We start from the raw sequence: 17,852 nt of genomic DNA on the forward strand, positions 1-17,852 counted from the left end.
GGAGCGAATTTGACATTCGTGAGCACCAGCGCGCAGGACTGACAACGAATGCGAGGGTTTGTCTACACGCTGAGATAACTGCTCGTAAGCAGCTATCTTTTGTTGTTCGATTATAAAGAAGCGTTCAAAATGGCTAGGACATCTTCTTTGTTTAGCTTTTTAAATTGACCAAATTCACCGCGTGCCATTGCACGGTCTGCAATTAAATCAATTTTCTCATCGTTGATATCATAATCAGCTAAACGGCTTGGTGCACCTAGGCTCGTCCAGAAAGCAGACAGTTTTTCGATACCTTCTAAGCCTACTTCTTCGTCTGTTTTGCCCGCAGGGTCCACATCGAATACACGCACCGCTAATTGCTTAAAGCGGGCTGGATTTTCTTGAATGACATGCTTCATCCAGTTCGGGAACAAGATCGCAAGTCCGCCTGCATGAGGAATATCATAGACAGCAGATACTGCATGCTCAATATTGTGAGATGCCCAGTCACCACGTGCGCCCATTGAAAGCATTCCATTTAGTGCAATTGTACCAGTGAATAAGATGGTTTCACGCAGCTCATAGTTCTCTAGATCGTTGATCAACTTCGGCGCCGTTTCAATGACGGTACGTAGAAGTCCTTCACACATACGATCTTGATAAGGTGTATTTTCAGTGTGATGGAAATATTGTTCAAACACGTGTGACATCATGTCGACCATTCCATAAATCGTGTGATTTTTCGGAACAGTGAATGTGTTTACTGGATCAAGAATAGAGAATTTAGGGAAGACTGCTGGACTGCCCCAGCCATATTTCTCATTTGTTTCCCAGTTTGTGATGACGGATCCAGAGTTCATTTCAGAGCCTGTTGCGGCAAGTGTTAAAACAGTACCGAATGGGATGGCTTCCATTGGGACATGCTTTCGAGTGACGATATCCCAAGCATCTCCATCGTACTTCGCACCAGCTGCGATCGCTTTCGTTGCATCAATGACACTTCCGCCGCCGACTGCCAAAATAAAATCAACTTGGTTCTCTTTGCAAAGCTCAACCCCTTTTCTTACCGTTGTTAAGCGCGGGTTCGGCTCAACCCCAGCAAGTTCAGTGATTGCAGCTCCTGATTCTTTTAAAATGCTGACAACTTGATCATAAAGGCCGTTTCGTTTAATACTGCCTCCACCATATACGAGCAATACGTTTTTTCCGTAGTGTTTGAGTTCATCTGAAAGGGCTGAAACTTCTCCCTTTCCAAACATTAATTTCGTTGGGTTCCAATAAGTAAATCGATCCATGTGATCTCCTCCTCGCGCTACATTATGCGCCTCATTCATTCCAAAAGTAAAGTAATTTGCTTTTAATCCATTTTCTTACGCATAGTTTGGCTGAAAATCTGCAAAATATAAATGTATTGATGCTGTAGCGAAAGGAGGAATCACGATGAGTGCTATTCAACGTATTGCCCTCGTGCTCACGATTATTGGTGCTATTAACTGGGGACTAATCGGCTTTTTTCAATTTGACTTAGTAGCAGCGATCTTTGGCGGTCAAGGTTCTGCATTATCACGTATTATTTATGGTCTTGTTGGAATTGCAGGTCTTGTCAATCTTGGTCTATTGTTCAAGCCAAGTGAACAAGCTGTCCGTGACGAGCCGAATCCAGAGGTTCGCTAAACAAAAAGACATAAAAAAGGCTGCCCATGAGGCAGCCTAAGGCACCGTTTGAAGCGGTGCTTTTTTTATTTCTTGATTAAGTCTTTACGGTTAGATTGCTCAATCCACTCTTCAAGTTTATCTTTAAGTGTATTGAAACCTTGTGGCGTAGCAGCTTCTTCTTTCACTTGCTGTGGTCTTTGTTTCTTTGGTTTACTTTCTTTTCTTTCAGGTGCTTCTTGTGTAGCACGGATAGAAAGGCTGATTTTACCAGCTTTTTCATCAACAGAAAGAACTTTCACTTGAACTTCGTCACCAATTGAAAGATGCTCGTTGATGTCTTTTACGAAGCCATGCGTTACTTCAGAAATATGCACAAGTCCTTGAGTTTCTTCATCTAATGCAACAAACGCACCATACGCTTGTAATCCTGTTACTTTACCAGTGTAAACACTGCCTACTTCAAACTTTGTCGCCATGATAACAACTCCTAAATAAATGTTTTAATATTCGTTTATACGCAATTAAAAACTATATCATAGAACGGCCAGTTACGCAAAATATTTTTTAAAAGGGTTTAGATGATATCAAAAGGGGGAATACCTGAAAACAAGAATGCTTTCTAGTATTCCCCCCTAATTTGAGAGGCATGAATCCATATGGACTCATGCCTTTTTTTATTTTAAAATGACCGGTGCTTCTTTTTTCACTTGTCTATCTTGCAAGAAGCGCTGGATTCTTGATAGTGCTTCCTGAAGATGGTCGAGTGACGAAGCATATGAACAGCGAATATGACCTTCACCGCTTGGACCGAATACATTTCCAGGGACAACTGCTACTTTTTCGCTTAGCAGCAACTCCTCAGCAAATTGTTCTGAGGTCATGCCCGTGCTTTTAATGGATGGGAAAGCGTAAAACGCTCCGTTTGGCTGATGACATGTCAGTCCTAGTTCATTGAGGGAGCCAACAAACAAATTACGGCGTCTTCTGTAGCTTTTCTTCATTTTCTCTACATCTTCAAGTCCATTTTTCAGTGCTTCTTCTGCCGCATATTGTGCCATAGCCGGAGCACACATCATAGAATATTGATGTATTTTCAGCATGGCATCGCGCAGGACAGGTGGTGCTGCCACATATCCTAAGCGCCAGCCTGTCATAGCAAATCCTTTTGAAAAGCCTGAAATCAAGATCGTTCTTTCCTTCATATCTTGAATCGCCGCAACGCTTGTAAAAGCTTCATCGTACGTCAGTTCAGCATAAATTTCATCAGTGATGATTAAAAGGTCATGCTCTTTTGCAAATTGGGCAATATCTTCGAGCTCTTCCTTTGAGTAAACAGATCCTGTTGGATTTGATGGAGAGCACAGTAAAATGGCTTTTGTTTTCGGTGTCAGCTTCGTGCGAAGATCAGCAGAATCTGCTTTGAAATCTTTTTCAGCCGATGTACTTAAATAGACAGGTACTCCGCCTGCAAGTGTCGTAAGTGCCCCGTATGCTACAAAACAAGGCTCTGGAATGATCACTTCATCGCCGCCGTTTAAAATTGCGCGAAAGGCCAAATCAAGAGCCTGGCTTCCGCCTACCGTAATAATGAGTTCTTCTTCAGGACTGTAATCGATGTGAAACCGCTTATATAAATAGTGGCTCAGTTCTTTTCGCAAAGATAACAGACCTGCATTCGCCGTATAAGAGGTAAGCCCTTGTTCTAATGACATAATGCTTGCTTCTCTGACATTCCAAGCTGTCACGAAATCTGGTTCGCCGACACCAAGGGAAATAACCCCTTCCATTGTGGCTGCGAGATCAAAAAATTTCCGAATACCTGACGGCTGAATGCTTTGTACCGTTTCAGATAAATAAGACTTTTTCATTTAAGGAGACACCACGATTCTTTTGTCATCGTCTCCTGTTTCAAACACTTTCCCATCATGTTTATATCTTTTCAAAATGAAGTGGGTAGTTGTTGAAACAACGGAATCAAGTGTCGATAATTTTTCAGATACGAAGCGGGCAATGTCAGACATGGATCTCCCGCGGATCACAACAGATAGATCATATACACCTGACATTAAATACACAGACTCCACTTCCTGAAACCTGTAAATGCGTTCAGCAATTTCATCAAATCCGACACCTCTTTTCGGTGTCACTTTCACATCAATCATGGCTGTGACGCCTTCGTGACCATCCACTTTACGCCAGTCAATCATGGTCGAATAATCAATAATGACTTTTTGATCTTCAAGTTTTTGAATAATGGCTTCGGCTTCTTCTGCTGTCACACCTGCCATTTTCGCAATTGTATTTAAATCGGCACGGCTGTTTTCATCTAAAATCTCTAATATTTCAGTTTCTTTTTCTGTTAGTTTCATTTGATTTCACACCTCTGATTGTAAAAGCTAGTTTTAAAAAATCTTCTGAACATTATAGCACGTTTTTCCCATTATGCTAAGCAGGGAAAAGATTCTAATCGTAGCTTGAAATCCACTTTTTAGGGTACAATACAGTCACCTAACAGAGAGTGAGTATCAAGTAACGGAGTGATGAGTGTGGACATTGTACAGCCAGCTTATATGAAAAGTAAATTCGGTTTAGATATCTATTACGAACACTATCCAAATGTGGGAAAGAAGACATTGATCTTAATTCACGGTCTCTTCTCTTCTACTTTCAGCTATCGAAAGCTCATCCCGCTTCTGAAACAAGATTTCAATTTAATTGCGATCGATCTGCCTCCATTTGGGCAGTCCGAGAAGTCGAATACCTTTATCTACAGCTATCGCAACATGGGCAAAATCATTATTGAACTAGCCGGTTACTTGCAGATTCAGCATGCGATTCTAGTCGGTCATTCAATGGGCGGACAAATTGCCTTATACGCTGCCTCTGAACGCCCAGACCTATTTGAAAAGGCGGTACTTTTATGCAGCTCAGGGTATTTGAATAAGTCCAAAAGATCGCTTGTTTACAGCACTTATATTCCTTATTTTTATCTATTTCTAAAAAGACAGCTTTTAAAGCAAGGCATTATGAAAAATTTAACCGCTGTTGTGCATGATCATTCGATTATTGATCAAGAGATGGTGGACGGATATTTAAAGCCTTTTTCTGATGATAAAATTTTTAGAGGTCTTTTACGTTTGGTACGGCACCGAGAAGGTGATTTGACGTCAGATGTCCTAAAAAAAATGGAGACACCCGTGCTGCTCATTTGGGGCAAGGAGGATCGGATCGTTCCCATTCAAGTAGGCGAAAGACTGCACAAAGATTTGCCGCACTCGACCTTACATGCATTAAAAAAAACCGGGCACCTCATTCCTGAGGAAAATCCGGTCTTTGTGTCTGATCAAATCGGCAATTTCAGCCTGTCTTAGCGTGAGCAGAAGCTGCTGTCTCTTATGACAAAAAGCTGATTCGCTATATCTTGACAGCTCTCTATCGGAAGAAGCTGCTCAAATGAGTGGTGGTAAATGGCTTGAATCTCTTTTGCTAAAGATAACGGGTTCTCTGCGTCGTATAATGCACTGATGACGTCAGCAGGCTCCGTTTCATAAAAGTCCTCTCCATAATGAAAAGGGTCCCATGCCTTAATGAATTGAATCATCTCTTCTACAGCTTGACTATCTTTCATGGGTATCACCGCTTATAATAAATTTTGTGATGTTTATTTTAGCACAACCAACAATGGTTGAAAAACGGCTAGAGGTGGTTTTCATGAATTTCGACGAACAGATCATACGTAAAGGTTCAAAATCAGTGAAATGGGATCAAGCAGAGTCTTTGTTCCTCACAACAGATGCACTGCCGATGTGGGTGGCAGATATGGATTTTAAAGCGCCCCAGGTCGTCCTTGATGCATTAAAAGAACGATTAGATCACGGCGTATTTGGCTATGCATTTCAGGATCAGGATACGCAGCAGGCAGTGGCTGACTGGCTCAAAAGAAGACATGGATGGACGATTCAGACAGATGCTGTCACCTTCACACCAGGTATCGTGACGGCACTTAGTTTTGCTGTCCAAGCCTTTACAGCACCGAATGATGAAGTGGTCATTCAGTCTCCAGTGTATACGCCTTTTTATCAAATGATTGAAAGAAATGGACGTACTGTCTCAACCAATCCTTTAAAAATAGAAAACAACCGCTACATGATGGATTTTGATGATTTAGAGAAAAAACTAAGTAGACCACAAGCGAAGCTGATGTTCCTTTGTCATCCGCATAATCCTTCTGGGAGAGCGTGGTCAAAAGACGAATTAAAACGAGTGGGAGACTTATGTGTGCAGCATGGTGTCACAGTCGTTTCAGATGAGATTCATTCTGATCTGATGCTTTCCGGGAAGCCGCATGTGCCTTTCGCTAGTCTTTCTGACAACATAGCAAATATCACAGTGACCTGTATTGCGCCGAGTAAAACATTTAATTTAGCTGGGCTTCAGGCATCTGCCATTATCATTTCTGATGAAGAAAAAAGAACCCTTTTCACCAATGAATTACAAAGAAACGGGCTGGCCAAACTGAATGCATTTGCCATTCCTGCGATGGAAGCGGCATATCGTCTTGGAGATGAATGGCTTGATTCACTTGTTCTTTATCTCGAAAACAATATGAAGATTGCGATGGACTATATTGACGAACATCTTCCGAATATGCGTTATATGAAACCAGATGCTTCTTATTTATTGTGGCTGGACATTCGTGATTATCAATTGACTCAAGCGGAATTGAAACGGAATTTGCTAAAAAAGGGGAAAGTCATACTAGAGCTTGGACACGTGTATGGGCATGAAGGAGACGGCTTTATTCGGATGAATCTCGGCTGTCCTGCTCTAACGGTGAAAGAGGGTTTAAAACGCCTTCATCAAGCGTTCACTCTATCAACCACATAAGACCAGTTATCAAAAGAACATCCTAGCGGGTGTTCTTTTTAAAGAAAAAAACCCTCCTTTTATCATATCTACTTTGTACATGAAATGATATAATGAGAGGAATTACAATTATTTACGAGGAGAGCATTTAAATGGAAATGTTCAAGGATTTTCTGCTCCATGTATCTTTTATTCTATTTCCAATCTTTTTATATCATGCGCTATGGCTAAGCCGGACCCCTGCTCATTTCCCAAAAAGGAATAAACTGCTCATCACAATATTTGCATCCATCTCTTCAGCACTATGTATTATGTATCCAGTTGGTTCGATTTTAGATTTGCAGACTGGGCTTCAATCGATTCCCCTTGTACTTGCCATTTTATACGGAGGGTACACTGCTGGAATCGTCGCTATCTTGTTTAGCTCCATTGTCAAATTCGTGATGTATGGCTCTTTCTTATGGGTTGGACTCATCGTTGTACCGATTTACTTTTTCATCCCTTTCCTGTTCTACCGAAAATGGCATCAATATTCGAAAATGAAAAAGCTGTTATACGGAGTACTCATTGGTCTGTCCAAAGGAATCTTCATTTACATTGGACTGTTTGTGGTCAGCTTAATGGAATACAGCCCAGCTTTTATTATGCAGCAAAAGTTCCTTGAGTTATTTTTCTCAACTCTTTACTACATATTCTTTCTTGTGCTAAGTATCTATTCCATTGAATTCGTCAAAGAAAATGCGCAAATGAGAACACAGCTCGTCCAGTCAGAAAAGCTGACCATTGTAAGTGAACTCGCTGCAAGTGTCGCCCATGAAGTACGCAATCCGCTTACAGTTGTGAGAGGGTTTATTCAATTGCTTTTTTCTAGCGACAATGCAAAAGAACCGTCGACCAATAAAGATTATAAAAACCTCGTTCTGTCCGAGTTAGATCGCGCGCAGGACATTATCACGAGTTATCTTGATATTGCAAAACAAAACTATTATCAAATTGAATCTCTCAATCTGTCTAAATTACTTGAGGAATGTGCATCACTGATGACATCCTATGCGAATTTTAAATCGGTCACGATTCATCAATCCATTGAACCAGACTTATACATTCAAGGTGATGAAACGAAGATCAAGCAAGTCATGATTAATTTAATCAAAAATGCGATTGAAGCAGCCCCCGATCACGAAGGGAAAATTGAACTTTTTGCTTCAAAAGAAAATCATAAAATATGCCTTTATTTCGTTGATAACGGTGTAGGCATGACAGAAAACCAAATGAAAAAGCTTGGCGAACCATATTACACCTTGAAAAATAAAGGGACTGGACTTGGGCTGACAGTGACTTTTTCTATCATAGAAAATCACCATGGAACCATTCGTTTCAAAAGCTCGCTGCAGTCTGGTACAACAGTCACCGTGAAGTTTCCTGAAGACACAAGGAGAAAATGATCAATCCATTTTTTTTGTCCTTTTTTCGTCTATCTGCTCCTGCTTCTTAGACGCACGAACGATCAGACGAAAGCAAATAAATGCAGCAATAAAGAAAAGCACCGTAGTGATTGCCGCTGGGATGTACTCCCTTTTATCTTCAGGAAAATACAGTAGAAAGAGTGCGATGAACGACATCATTCGCCATTCCCCCTTTTGCTCGTTTACTTCACTATATTGGCTAAAAGAAATGAAATACCTTCCCGCGAGAAGGAAATGGAGGAATTTCACATGACAGACATTCAAATTGGACAAGTTGTGAAAGGTTTTTACAAAACAGGTGTTTACGTTGGGGAAGTGACCGCAGTTAAACCATCGACCTATCTCGTGCAAGTAAAAGCGGTTCTGACACATCCCACTCAAGGCGACCTGCATCATCCTAAAGAAGCAGACGTGCCTTTTTTTCAGGAGAGGCGAGCTTTGGCCCATAGAGAACAGACGAATATCCCTCATCATATGGTGAAGCCTTACGATGGCGACATACCCGATTATCAATCGTCACTGAAAGAAGCCGTAGACAAATTGAAAAAAGCGCTTAGTGCGGATGATTCCAAATGGGCTGAAAAATCAAGAGCGTGCCTATCTTCTCTTGAAAAAGATTATTTTCCAGAAGACGCCCGCTAATCAGTCGAATCAAAAAAGTGAGAGAAATCGATGAGTTCACCAATTTTGGTTGTTTGCGGATTTTCCACATAGGCTCTGTCTTTTTCAAAAAGGGTTAACAGCTGATAAGTGGTCATGGCATCATCGAGTGCTTTATGATGCTTACCAGCTCCTTCACTGCCGTACTCCTTTGCCGCTTTTCGCAGCCCTGTAAGTGTTCTATCACCAAAAAAGGTTTTATATTCAAAAGCGAGGTCCCGCAGCTTTCCTTTAAAAGGAAAGGCAATGTGATTGAGCATACAGTTTTGCTTCAATACCTTCATGTCCATATTTCCCCACGTGATAATTTCACAGTCTTCGCCCCCATCAAGTGACACGAGCTTCTCGATAAACGCCTCAAATGAAATCCCGCTCTCTACATCCTGCTGCGTAATTCCGAGAAAAGTTTTACAACGCTTTGTCAGCTTCGGGAACTTTTTCGGTTTGACGTAGCTTGAGAAGGTGTCTATGATCGTTTCACTTGTTGCTTTCACTACCCCAGCTTCAATAATTTCAGGGAAAAAATTTTGTGGATGATATTTCCCATCAGGCATCGTAAATTCAAAATCGACCACAAGCAGCGTCTTCTGTTCCACCAGTCTCACCCCACTTTCTCGTCTGTTTTTCATCCTGATATCATTATATTAAGACGGATCTTGAAATCACTTCATTTTCTTGAAAATAATGCAGATTCACTATGCCCAACCTATTCATCAGATGAAAGATCGTTTATTTTCCTTTATAATTATTAAGGAACACGAAATAAATAAAGAAGGTGGTCTCTATCACAAACAGGAAAAAAAACTTGTACATCATGTGGTTTGTGAACTTTTTTGTATCTGCCAGCATTACAATGATCGTCCCTTTTTTATCACTTTACATAGAATCTCTTGATAGCAGCTATTCGAATGAATTTGTCCAAAGATGGAGCGGCTATGTCTTTGGGGTCACGTTTTTAACGGCCTTTCTGATTTCTCCAATTTGGGGACGGATTGGTGACAGGCACGGCTATAAAAAGATTTTGCTGATTAACGGCATTGGGATTGCCACAAGTATTCTATTAATGGGGCTTGTTCAAACCGTTTATCAGCTATTCGCACTGCGGCTCTTCATGGGGCTTGTAACAGGCTTTATCTCTACTTCAATGGCGCTGATTTCTGCTCAGACTGAAAAGGCAACTGCCGGTAAAACATTAGGAACCATGCAGATGAGTAATGTCGCCGGAGGATTGTTCGGTCCATTAATGGGCGGACTCATGGCAGACAGCGTTGGCTTCATTTATACGTTTTTCTTAACAGCCGCTGTCATTTATGTGTCTGCTATTGTCATTATCTTCGGTGTGAAGGAACAGCCGATTCGGTCAAAAGAAGCAAAGCGCGTTTCTTACTCACGAAAAGATGTCATCGTTCATATTTTCAAACAGCCTTTGCTTGTGGTCACGATGCTTTTAACGTTTATTACGCAAGTGGGGAACTTTAGTATTCAGCCACTTTTAGCTTTATACATTCATGATTTGCACGGCCCAGTCAATCTCGCCTTTTATGCGGGACTGGCGTTTTCTGCAACAGGACTTGGAAATTTGCTGTTTACGCGAAAATGGGGAGATCTTGGAGATCGAATCGGACACGATAAGGTGCTGCTTGCCCTTCTCATCCTCTCCTCTATTTTATTCATCCCGCAAGCAATGGCGGACTCCTACGTGATGTTAGTCATTTTCCGTTTTCTATACGGGATGGCACTAGGCGGGATTATTCCGTGTACGACGGCGTATATTCGAATCAAAGCACCTGCCTCCATGCAAGGGGAAGTGCTCGGATACAATGTCAGTTTCCGATTTCTCGGGAATGTCGTCGGTCCAGTCATTGGCGGCATTGTAGCGAGCCATTACGGGATTCCAGCTGTCTTTTATGTGACTGCCGTCATTTTTCTTTTTGGCGCGTTATTTTTATGGGGGGTTCGCTCACACTCAAAGGCAAAAGAAAGGAGTGTCTGATCCATCATCAGATACTCTTTTTTCATGTCTAGATGCCTTCTCTACTAGACTTCACGCCCGTTCTTTTCTAAAAATAACCTTCTCGTATTCGCAAAAGAATGGTACGATATGGCTAGAAATCTGAAGAAAGTGAGTGACCTCATGTTTCGTGCAATCATTGGTTGGTTATTACTTGCTGCCCTCATCCCACTATTTGTTCTGACTTTTTATCTATCAAAGGAAGAAGCTGCAAGTGTAAAGCCTGTTAACAAAGTGCTTGATCAAAAAATCAAGCTGGAAAAGATAGATTTTTCCCAAAACAGTTATATGTATGATCGGGATGGTTCTCTTATCTCCGAGATCGTATCGAACGATGAGAACCGCGTTTTCGTGAAATACGATAAAATCCCTGATCCTGTGAAGGAGCTGTTCCTCCGCTCAGAGGACCGCAACTTTTATGACCATAAAGGCATTGACTTTATGGGAGTTGTTCGCGCCCTTGCCGCAAATGTCAAAAACCAAGGCATTAGCCAAGGAGCCAGTACCATCACACAGCAGTTATCCCGCAACTTATATTTAAGCCATGAACGTTCGTTCAGCCGAAAGTTTACAGAGCTGCTCTATTCCTATGAACTAGAGCGTAAATTCACTAAAGATGAAATTCTCGAAAGCTATTTAAATACGATTTATTTCAGTAACGGTGTTTACGGTGTGGGTTCTGCGGCTAATTACTATTTTGATAAGCCGCTTAGTTCTTTGTCGCTGGCACAGATGGCATTTATCTCTGCTATTCCAAACAACCCAACGCTGTATGACCCATTGAAACAATTCAAACACACAAAGAAACGCCAAGAACGGCTGCTCGGTATTTTGAAGAAAGATGGCGTCATCACCAAGAAGCAATACAAAAAAGCCGTCAAAGAAAAAATCAGCTTGTCCTTAAGTGAAAAGAAAAATCTTTACCCTGACTATGTGACATATGCCAATGAGGAATTTACCGATCTTGTGTCTAATCAGGAAGGCTTTACAAAACGATTGAAGAAGGCCAAAACAGCAGGAGCGAAAAAAGCCATTCAAAAAGAATTATCTGAAAAGGTCAGTGCCCTGCTCCAGGATGGCGTGAAGATTTATACAGCACTTGATCCTTCCTTACAGCAAAGAGCAGTCTATCAGCTCAATACTCAATTGCCTTATCAAGGTGTGGAAGGCGGATCAGCAGTCATTAACCATGAAACCCATCAAATTGTTGCACTTGCTGGCGGGAAAAACTACAAAAAGTTTGATTTCAACTACGCCTATCAAGCGCAAAGACAGCCCGGTTCTGCGATTAAGCCGCTTTTAGACTATGGTCCTTATATTGATCAAACCGGGGCAACGGCTTCAAGCACCATCAGTGCCGGCAAGTTTTGCAGCAGCGGATACTGTCCGCAGAACTATAATCATAAAACGTATGGAACGGTCACACTTGAAACAGCCTTTAAGAATTCTTACAATACCCCTGCAATCCGAATGCTGGATACAGTCGGTGTCAAAAAAGGCTTCAGCTATTTAGAGAAATTCTCATTCGAGCATATTGTAGCGGATGATTATCGTCTTCCTTCTGCACTTGGAGGATTTACGAAAGGCTTCTCACCGCTAGAAATAACGGATGCGTATACCGTCTTTGGCAATCAAGGTGCCTACACGCAAAGTCATTCAATCACAAAGGTGACAGACTTAAACGGCAAAACCCTTTACAAGTGGAAGGAATCGCCGAAGCAAGTGTATTCTCAGCGTACAAATGAAACGATGCGCAAACTGCTTACCTCCGTTGTGAAAAGTGGAACAGGAAAAAAAGCGAATTTCAATTCCCCATACATCGGTGGTAAAACGGGGACATCCAATGACTACAAAGACATTTGGTTTGTTGGGCTGACCGATCAATACACAATGGGTGTATGGGTCGGAAGAGATAGAGGAACGGTTGAATCCATTTATAGCTCAAGCCCGCACTTACGTATTTGGAAAAATACGATGCAATACGCCAGATAAACAGGAGGTTTGATTGCGATGCATTCAACACATCCACCCCATTTAATTTTATTTGACGGTGTCTGCAACGTGTGCAGCGGCGCTGTTCAGTTTGTGATTAAGCGTGATCCGAATGAGCGGATGATGTTTGCTTCATTACAATCAGATACAGGGCAGCGAATTTTACAAGAACATGGTTTGCCTTTAGATGAGTTCAATTCATTCATTTATATTGAAGAAGGCACTCTTTATATGAAGTCGACAGGCATTTTAAAAGCTGCACGGCATCTAACAGGAATATACCGGTGGAGCTATTTGCTCCTCGCCATTCCGCGTCCAATCCGCGATTGGTTTTATCAACTGATCGCGAAAAACCGCTACAAATGGTTTGGTCAAAAAACATCCTGTATGATGCCTACACCCGATATTCAAAAACGATTTCTTTCATAAAAAAAGCACCCTCCATCATCAGAGGATGCTCAGATTGTTGACAAAGGGCTAAAATGATCTTTATTTTAGCCCTTTGTCTTCTTTTCAGCGTGATAGAAAACCCTTGAAGTCTAGGAAGGACGAGTACCGGAGCGGAGCGAATTTGACATTCGTGAGCACCGGCACGCAGGACTGACACCGAATGCGAGGGGTTGTCTACACGCTGAGCATCCTCCATCATCGGAGGATGCTTTCTTTCGTCTGTTTAAGCAGGCAGACTCGCCATCACACTGTTATAAAGCTTAATAAATAAGTACAAAATGCCGATCAAAAACGTGGCCCAAAATAGCAAAATAAACATCATAAATCCAATTAAATTCAGCATAGAGAGCGATTGATAAATGCGTACAATAACCCAGATAAAATAAACAAGACTTGCTAAAACAAAAAGTCCCACAAGCAGAATCAGCTGCTGCGTCAACAGAAAGGCAAGTAAGCTGGCAAACAAATAAACAACGGATGCAATCCGAATTTTCTTTAAGTTCTCCCCTTCAGGGTCCTTTGCGAAAAAAAGTAGCGCCAGCTCTAAAACCGTATCTGCAATCAGTTTTAAGGCAGATAAGATCATAAAATAAATAAGTGCACATGCGGCAAAAAGAGCAAGACGGATGCCCTGTTCTGAAAAGAACTCCAGCATTCCTTTTAAAATACCTGCCTGAGTCAAGAAATCAGTGATGATGCCTACTGTGAAAATCGAAAAAGCAGAGCTGAATAGTAAAATAGAAATCAGCGGAAAATATCCAGTCAAATATGTATTTTTCATAAATAGTTCCTTTCTCATAAGCTCACATTTATTATGGCTCACTTAAAACGGATTGACAAGATACTTTCAACGTAAAATGGGAACAGCATCAAATTTGTGATTTTGCACGTACATTCCTTCACAAACTTACATTTTCCCGTTAAAGTATTACTATTACGAAAAAATCGTGAGTTAGGGGTATACTCGTGAAAAAAACTTTAAGACTGCAAACACGGCTGACGATCTTTGTCTGTATCGTTGTCCTGATCTCCCTTTGTATCACATTCTTTACGATATGGTCGGAAACAGCCAAGAACATTCATCAACAGGAACGTGACATTGCCCTCTCCACTGCCAAAATGGTCGCAGAGGCACCGATCACGGCGGAATCATTAGAAAATCATTCATACTCAGCACTGCGTGAATATACAACAAGTGTTCAGCAAATCACCAAAACTGAATTTGTTGTCGTCATGGATATGAACGGCATCCGCAAAACACATCCGAATCCGCAAAAGATCGGGAAGCCGTTTGCTGGCGGTGATGAAAAACCGGCATTACACGGTAAAGAACATATTAGTACGGCTTCTGGAACACTAGGCAGATCCATGCGTGCTTTTGTTCCTGTTTATGATCAAAACGGAAAGCAGCTCGGGGCTGTAGCAGTAGGGATTACGTTAAAGGAAATTGATTTGATTATTCATCAAAGCTTACTTCCGCTCTACTTCGTCACATCACTTAGCCTTCTGTCTGGCATTATCGGTGCACTCATTGTTGCGCGAAAAGTGAAGAAGATTATGTTTGGGCTGGAGCCGGATGAGATCGCCACATTATTAAAAGAAAGAAGCGCCATGCTAGAATCAACAAAAGAAGGCATTCTTGCCGTTGATCAGCACGGTAAGATTAAGCTCGCCAATCTAGAAGCCAAACGCCTCTTTCATAATATGGGCATTCAAGTTGATCCTAGAGAACAAGATGTTCAGACTCTCCTCCCTTCAAGCGGCTTAAAGCAAGTGATTGAAACACGCAAGCCTCTGCTTGATCGTGACGTGAGAATGAATGGACTGGAACTTGTCTTTAACGAGGTGCCGATTACGGTAAAAGGTGAGATTGTTGGGGCGATTGCTACCTTCCGTGACAAAACAGAAGTCAAACACCTCGCTGAGCAGCTAAGCGGCGTCAAGATGTATGCCAATGCCCTTCGTGCCCAGTCACACGAATTTATGAACAAGCTTCATGTGATTTTAGGATTGGTCCAGCTCAAAAATTACGAGGACCTTGGCACCTATATCAAAGATATTGCGATTTATCAGCAAACAGAAACAAATGAAATCATCAACCATGTGAAAAACTCTGTCTTAGCAGGATTTTTACTAGGAAAACAAAGCTACATCAGGGAACAAGGCGCTACCTTAGAAGTCATTTGCAGCACACAAGTCCCAAACACAGAGGACCCAGCAGTGACGCATGATCTCATTACCGTTATCGGCAACTTGTTAAATAACGCACTCGATGCTGTTTCTCATACAGAAATCAGAAATATCTCGATCTCATTCCGATACGTCCAGGAGCAGCTTCATATTGAAATCACGGACACAGGTGTCGGTCTGACAAAAGAAGAACAGAACATCATGTTTGATCAAGGCTTTTCAACAAAAGGAGAAGACAGAGGATTCGGTCTCTACTTCGTTGACCAAAGCATCAAAAAATTGAACGGACATATGATTGTCACGAGTGAAAAAGGAGAAGGAACGACCTTTAGTCTCCGCATTCCGTATAAACAAAAGGAGGATTCACATGATTAATGTGTTAATAGTAGAAGATGATCCAATGGTTGGGGAGCTAAACAAACGCTACTTGAGCCAAATAGATGGCTTTGAGTTAAAGGGAATCGCCACCTCCTTTCAGAAGGCACTAGAATGTTTAAAAACAGAAGTCATTCATCTTGTACTGCTCGATATTTATATGCCTGGACAAAATGGGCTGGCGCTATTATCAGAAATTCGTCAGCAAAATCATTCCGTTGATGTCATCGTCATTTCTGCTGCGAATGAAGTCGACGTTGTGCAGCAAACGATGCGAAACGGAGCCGTTGATTATTTAATCAAGCCCTTTGAATTCGAACGATTCCAATCAGCTTTAGCAGAGTATAAAAGAAAACACGCCTTGTACCAATCGATGAACAGCATCTCGCAAAATGATTTAGATGCGAAGCTCTTTCATAAAAAAGCAGAGGCGGAAAAAGTCCTTCTGCCAAAAGGCCTGACCAAAAGCACCCTCAAACTTATCTGGACAAGCATTCAATCATTTGGTCAGCAGGCTTTCACGACCGAAGACCTAGCCAATCATACAGAAATCTCTCAAGTCTCTATTAGAAAATACTTGAAATTCCTTGAGGACATCGAAGTAGTTGATGTGGAAATGGCATATGGGACAATTGGACGTCCTGTTTTCCAATATAAACTCAATACAAGCAATATGAATTTAATCCAGCAATATCTATAATTTGACGCATCTGACCTTTCACAAAGGCCAGATGTTTTTTTATGGCATGCGATGTAACAAACCCCTTGATATCAGTAGTTCCACTGTAATAGAGCACATTGCAAAAGCGGCATTATATCATATTTCAGTCTATAAAAAGACATCGAATGAAGCCTTTTAACATTTTTTTTAAAATAAAACAAATTTCTATTTATTTATTCGATCGGAAATGATAAATTATGATTGATTAGTTCAACGAGATATAAGTCTGATGTCTTACATCTTCTCTCCTGCACTCCATAAGTTTCTTGAGAAAGCAGGATAAAATACCCTTTTCACAAGGAAGAGAAGATAGAGGTCGGTCATTTTTCGCGAGACTTTTCTGAAACTTTTAAATTTTATAGGGGGTTATGTTTTGAAGAAGCGCAAAATTGGACTAGCATTGTCCTTAGTCGTAGCAGCAGGAACCATCCTTGGAGCATGCGGCAACTCTGGCTCAAACAGCGGTGAAAGCAAAAAAGATAAAGATCAATTCACTGTTGCAATGGTAACTGACGTCGGTGGTGTCGATGACAAATCATTTAACCAATCAGCTTGGGAAGGTCTACAAGCATTTGGGAAAGACAACAATTTAACAAAAGGTAAAAACGGTTTTGATTACTTACAATCTAAATCAGATGCTGACTATACAACAAACTTAAACACACTTGCTCGTGAGAAATTCGACCTCATTTATGGAATTGGTTTCTTAATGCAAGATTCTATTAGTGAAATCGCAGATCAACGTAAAAAAAATCACTTTGGTATCGTTGATGCAGTAGTGAAAAAAGACAACGTAGCAAGCATTATGTTTAACGAAAACGAAGGATCATTCCTTGTTGGTGTTGCAGCTGCTCTTTCTACAAAGTCGAACAAAATCGGTTTTGTTGGCGGCGTTGACTCTGAATTAATCAGAAAATTCGAAGTTGGATTCCGCGCAGGCGTTGAAGCAGCTAACCCGAAAGCAAAAGTTGAAGTGAAATATGCTGGGGCATTCGATAAAGCAGACATCGGTAAAGCAACAGCTGAAAGTATGTACAAATCTGGCGTCGACATCATTTATCATGCAGCTGGCGGCACTGGAACTGGTGTCTTCACAGAAGCGAAAAACCTGAAAAAAGCTGATCCTAACCGTAAAGTCTGGGTCATCGGTGTAGATAAAGACCAGTATGACGAAGGAAAAGTACCTGGAACAAAGCAAAGTGTCACTCTTACTTCTATGATTAAGAAAGTAGACACAGCAGTACAAGACTTAACGACGAAAGCAAAAGAAGGTAAATTCCCTGGCGGCGAAGTGATCACATACGGTCTGAAAGAAGGCGGCGTTGACATCTCTCCATCTCAGGACAACCTTGACAAAGATGTATTGAAGAAAGTAGAAGAATGGAAACAAAAGATCATCAAGGGCGAAGTCAAAATCCCTGCAACACGTGATGAATTAAAAGATTTTAAAGCTTAATTTGAGCATCGGGATAAGCGCCTTATCCCC

General features: G+C 41.4%; 19 protein-coding genes. 11 read left to right on the top strand and 8 right to left on the bottom strand.

Going from position 1 to position 17,852, the window contains the following annotated elements:
- Positions 1 to 110: 110 nt before the first annotated feature.
- Positions 111 to 1,274 (bottom strand): iron-containing alcohol dehydrogenase, encoded by a 1,164-nt coding sequence (locus NPA43_RS14145; protein ID WP_099727115.1) that lies wholly within the window; start codon positions 1,272 to 1,274, stop codon positions 111 to 113.
- Positions 1,275 to 1,419: 145 nt separating this feature from the next.
- Here NPA43_RS14145 and NPA43_RS14150 point away from each other — a divergent pair, with 145 nt between their 5' ends.
- Positions 1,420 to 1,653, top strand: coding sequence for a DUF378 domain-containing protein (locus NPA43_RS14150; protein ID WP_099727114.1), 234 nt, complete (start codon positions 1,420 to 1,422; stop codon positions 1,651 to 1,653).
- 65 nt (positions 1,654 to 1,718) lie between these two features.
- Here the strand turns inward: NPA43_RS14150 and yugI are convergent, their stop codons facing one another.
- The 3 genes from yugI to NPA43_RS14165 form a co-directional block, all read right to left on the bottom strand.
- Positions 1,719 to 2,111, bottom strand: coding sequence for a S1 domain-containing post-transcriptional regulator GSP13 (gene yugI / locus NPA43_RS14155; protein WP_003213420.1), 393 nt, complete (start codon positions 2,109 to 2,111; stop codon positions 1,719 to 1,721).
- Positions 2,112 to 2,309: 198 nt separating this feature from the next.
- Positions 2,310 to 3,503 (bottom strand): aminotransferase, encoded by a 1,194-nt coding sequence (locus NPA43_RS14160; protein ID WP_256498977.1) that lies wholly within the window; start codon positions 3,501 to 3,503, stop codon positions 2,310 to 2,312.
- The gene (locus NPA43_RS14165; protein ID WP_099727112.1) at positions 3,504 to 4,004 is read right to left on the bottom strand and encodes an Lrp/AsnC family transcriptional regulator; all 501 of its coding nucleotides are present in this window, start codon (positions 4,002 to 4,004) and stop codon (positions 3,504 to 3,506) included.
- Between the two features lie 177 nt (positions 4,005 to 4,181).
- On the opposite strand from NPA43_RS14165, the gene NPA43_RS14170 reads away from it, so the two are divergent.
- Positions 4,182 to 5,006, top strand: coding sequence for an alpha/beta fold hydrolase (locus NPA43_RS14170; protein ID WP_099727111.1), 825 nt, complete (start codon positions 4,182 to 4,184; stop codon positions 5,004 to 5,006).
- Here NPA43_RS14170 and NPA43_RS14175 read toward each other — a convergent pair.
- Positions 5,003 to 5,263: a DUF1871 family protein gene (locus NPA43_RS14175; protein ID WP_099727110.1), complete on the bottom strand. Its 261-nt coding sequence runs from the start codon at positions 5,261 to 5,263 to the stop codon at positions 5,003 to 5,005. The two genes, NPA43_RS14170 and NPA43_RS14175, sit on opposite strands and share 4 nt — an antisense overlap.
- 83 nt (positions 5,264 to 5,346) lie before the next feature.
- Here NPA43_RS14175 and NPA43_RS14180 point away from each other — a divergent pair, with 83 nt between their 5' ends.
- Entirely contained in the window at positions 5,347 to 6,522 is a 1,176-nt protein-coding gene (locus NPA43_RS14180; RefSeq protein WP_256498978.1) for a MalY/PatB family protein, read from the top strand.
- 131 nt (positions 6,523 to 6,653) lie between these two features.
- Positions 6,654 to 7,946 (top strand): sensor histidine kinase, encoded by a 1,293-nt coding sequence (locus NPA43_RS14185; protein ID WP_256498979.1) that lies wholly within the window; start codon positions 6,654 to 6,656, stop codon positions 7,944 to 7,946.
- Here NPA43_RS14185 and NPA43_RS14190 read toward each other — a convergent pair whose 3' ends face one another.
- The gene (locus NPA43_RS14190) at positions 7,947 to 8,126 is read right to left on the bottom strand and encodes a hypothetical protein (protein WP_034317217.1); all 180 of its coding nucleotides are present in this window, start codon (positions 8,124 to 8,126) and stop codon (positions 7,947 to 7,949) included. It lies immediately after the preceding gene.
- Between the two features lie 90 nt (positions 8,127 to 8,216).
- On the opposite strand from NPA43_RS14190, the gene NPA43_RS14195 reads away from it, so the two are divergent.
- Positions 8,217 to 8,609, top strand: a complete 393-nt coding sequence (locus tag NPA43_RS14195) for a kinase-associated lipoprotein KapB (protein ID WP_230030816.1) — start codon at positions 8,217 to 8,219, stop codon at positions 8,607 to 8,609.
- Here the strand turns inward: NPA43_RS14195 and kapD are convergent.
- Complete coding sequence (gene kapD / locus NPA43_RS14200) at positions 8,606 to 9,223, bottom strand: 3'-5' exonuclease KapD (protein WP_099727106.1); 618 nt, start codon at positions 9,221 to 9,223, stop codon at positions 8,606 to 8,608. The genes NPA43_RS14195 and kapD overlap by 4 nt on opposite strands.
- 218 nt (positions 9,224 to 9,441) lie before the next feature.
- Here kapD and NPA43_RS14205 point away from each other — a divergent pair, with 218 nt between their 5' ends.
- From NPA43_RS14205 to NPA43_RS14215, 3 genes are all read left to right on the top strand, one after another.
- Complete coding sequence (locus NPA43_RS14205) at positions 9,442 to 10,620, top strand: MFS transporter (RefSeq protein ID WP_305881450.1); 1,179 nt, start codon at positions 9,442 to 9,444, stop codon at positions 10,618 to 10,620.
- A 108-nt stretch (positions 10,621 to 10,728) separates the two neighbouring features.
- Complete coding sequence (locus NPA43_RS14210) at positions 10,729 to 12,630, top strand: transglycosylase domain-containing protein (RefSeq protein WP_230030815.1); 1,902 nt, start codon at positions 10,729 to 10,731, stop codon at positions 12,628 to 12,630.
- Positions 12,631 to 12,648: 18 nt separating this feature from the next.
- Positions 12,649 to 13,059 (top strand): thiol-disulfide oxidoreductase DCC family protein, encoded by a 411-nt coding sequence (locus NPA43_RS14215; protein WP_099727103.1) that lies wholly within the window; start codon positions 12,649 to 12,651, stop codon positions 13,057 to 13,059.
- A gap of 244 nt (positions 13,060 to 13,303) precedes the next feature.
- Here NPA43_RS14215 and NPA43_RS14220 read toward each other — a convergent pair whose 3' ends face one another.
- Positions 13,304 to 13,861, bottom strand: coding sequence for a YufK family protein (locus NPA43_RS14220; RefSeq protein ID WP_099727102.1), 558 nt, complete (start codon positions 13,859 to 13,861; stop codon positions 13,304 to 13,306).
- Positions 13,862 to 14,046: 185 nt separating this feature from the next.
- On the opposite strand from NPA43_RS14220, the gene malK reads away from it, so the two are divergent.
- The 3 genes from malK to NPA43_RS14235 all read left to right on the top strand — a co-directional run bounded on the left by malK (position 14,047) and on the right by NPA43_RS14235 (position 17,822).
- The gene (gene malK, locus NPA43_RS14225; protein ID WP_256498980.1) at positions 14,047 to 15,645 is read left to right on the top strand and encodes a malate sensor histidine kinase MalK; all 1,599 of its coding nucleotides are present in this window, start codon (positions 14,047 to 14,049) and stop codon (positions 15,643 to 15,645) included.
- Entirely contained in the window at positions 15,638 to 16,345 is a 708-nt protein-coding gene (locus NPA43_RS14230) for a response regulator (protein WP_099727100.1), read from the top strand. The genes malK and NPA43_RS14230 overlap by 8 nt, the downstream gene beginning before the upstream one ends.
- Positions 16,346 to 16,739: 394 nt before the next feature.
- Positions 16,740 to 17,822 (top strand): BMP family lipoprotein, encoded by a 1,083-nt coding sequence (locus tag NPA43_RS14235; protein WP_099727099.1) that lies wholly within the window; start codon positions 16,740 to 16,742, stop codon positions 17,820 to 17,822.
- The last annotated feature ends 30 nt before the right edge of the window (positions 17,823 to 17,852 follow it).

The sequence above is a fragment of the Bacillus pumilus genome (assembly GCF_024498355.1).
GTDB lineage: Bacteria > Bacillota > Bacilli > Bacillales > Bacillaceae > Bacillus > Bacillus pumilus_P.

Bases quoted from the DNA above. Each gene is read 5' to 3' on its own strand.
- NPA43_RS14145 (WP_099727115.1), bottom strand. From the start codon at position 1,274: ATGGATCGATTTACTTATTGGAACCCAACGAAATTAATGTTTGGAAAG.
- NPA43_RS14150 (WP_099727114.1), top strand. From the start codon at position 1,420: ATGAGTGCTATTCAACGTATTGCCCTCGTGCTCACGATTATTGGTGCT.
- yugI (WP_003213420.1), bottom strand. From the start codon at position 2,111: ATGGCGACAAAGTTTGAAGTAGGCAGTGTTTACACTGGTAAAGTAACA.
- NPA43_RS14160 (WP_256498977.1), bottom strand. From the start codon at position 3,503: ATGAAAAAGTCTTATTTATCTGAAACGGTACAAAGCATTCAGCCGTCA.
- NPA43_RS14165 (WP_099727112.1), bottom strand. From the start codon at position 4,004: ATGAAACTAACAGAAAAAGAAACTGAAATATTAGAGATTTTAGATGAA.
- NPA43_RS14175 (WP_099727110.1), bottom strand. From the start codon at position 5,263: ATGAAAGATAGTCAAGCTGTAGAAGAGATGATTCAATTCATTAAGGCA.
- NPA43_RS14180 (WP_256498978.1), top strand. From the start codon at position 5,347: ATGAATTTCGACGAACAGATCATACGTAAAGGTTCAAAATCAGTGAAA.
- NPA43_RS14185 (WP_256498979.1), top strand. From the start codon at position 6,654: ATGGAAATGTTCAAGGATTTTCTGCTCCATGTATCTTTTATTCTATTT.
- NPA43_RS14190 (WP_034317217.1), bottom strand. From the start codon at position 8,126: ATGATGTCGTTCATCGCACTCTTTCTACTGTATTTTCCTGAAGATAAA.
- NPA43_RS14195 (WP_230030816.1), top strand. From the start codon at position 8,217: ATGACAGACATTCAAATTGGACAAGTTGTGAAAGGTTTTTACAAAACA.
- NPA43_RS14205 (WP_305881450.1), top strand. From the start codon at position 9,442: ATGTGGTTTGTGAACTTTTTTGTATCTGCCAGCATTACAATGATCGTC.
- NPA43_RS14210 (WP_230030815.1), top strand. From the start codon at position 10,729: ATGGCTAGAAATCTGAAGAAAGTGAGTGACCTCATGTTTCGTGCAATC.
- NPA43_RS14215 (WP_099727103.1), top strand. From the start codon at position 12,649: ATGCATTCAACACATCCACCCCATTTAATTTTATTTGACGGTGTCTGC.
- NPA43_RS14220 (WP_099727102.1), bottom strand. From the start codon at position 13,861: ATGAAAAATACATATTTGACTGGATATTTTCCGCTGATTTCTATTTTA.
- NPA43_RS14230 (WP_099727100.1), top strand. From the start codon at position 15,638: ATGATTAATGTGTTAATAGTAGAAGATGATCCAATGGTTGGGGAGCTA.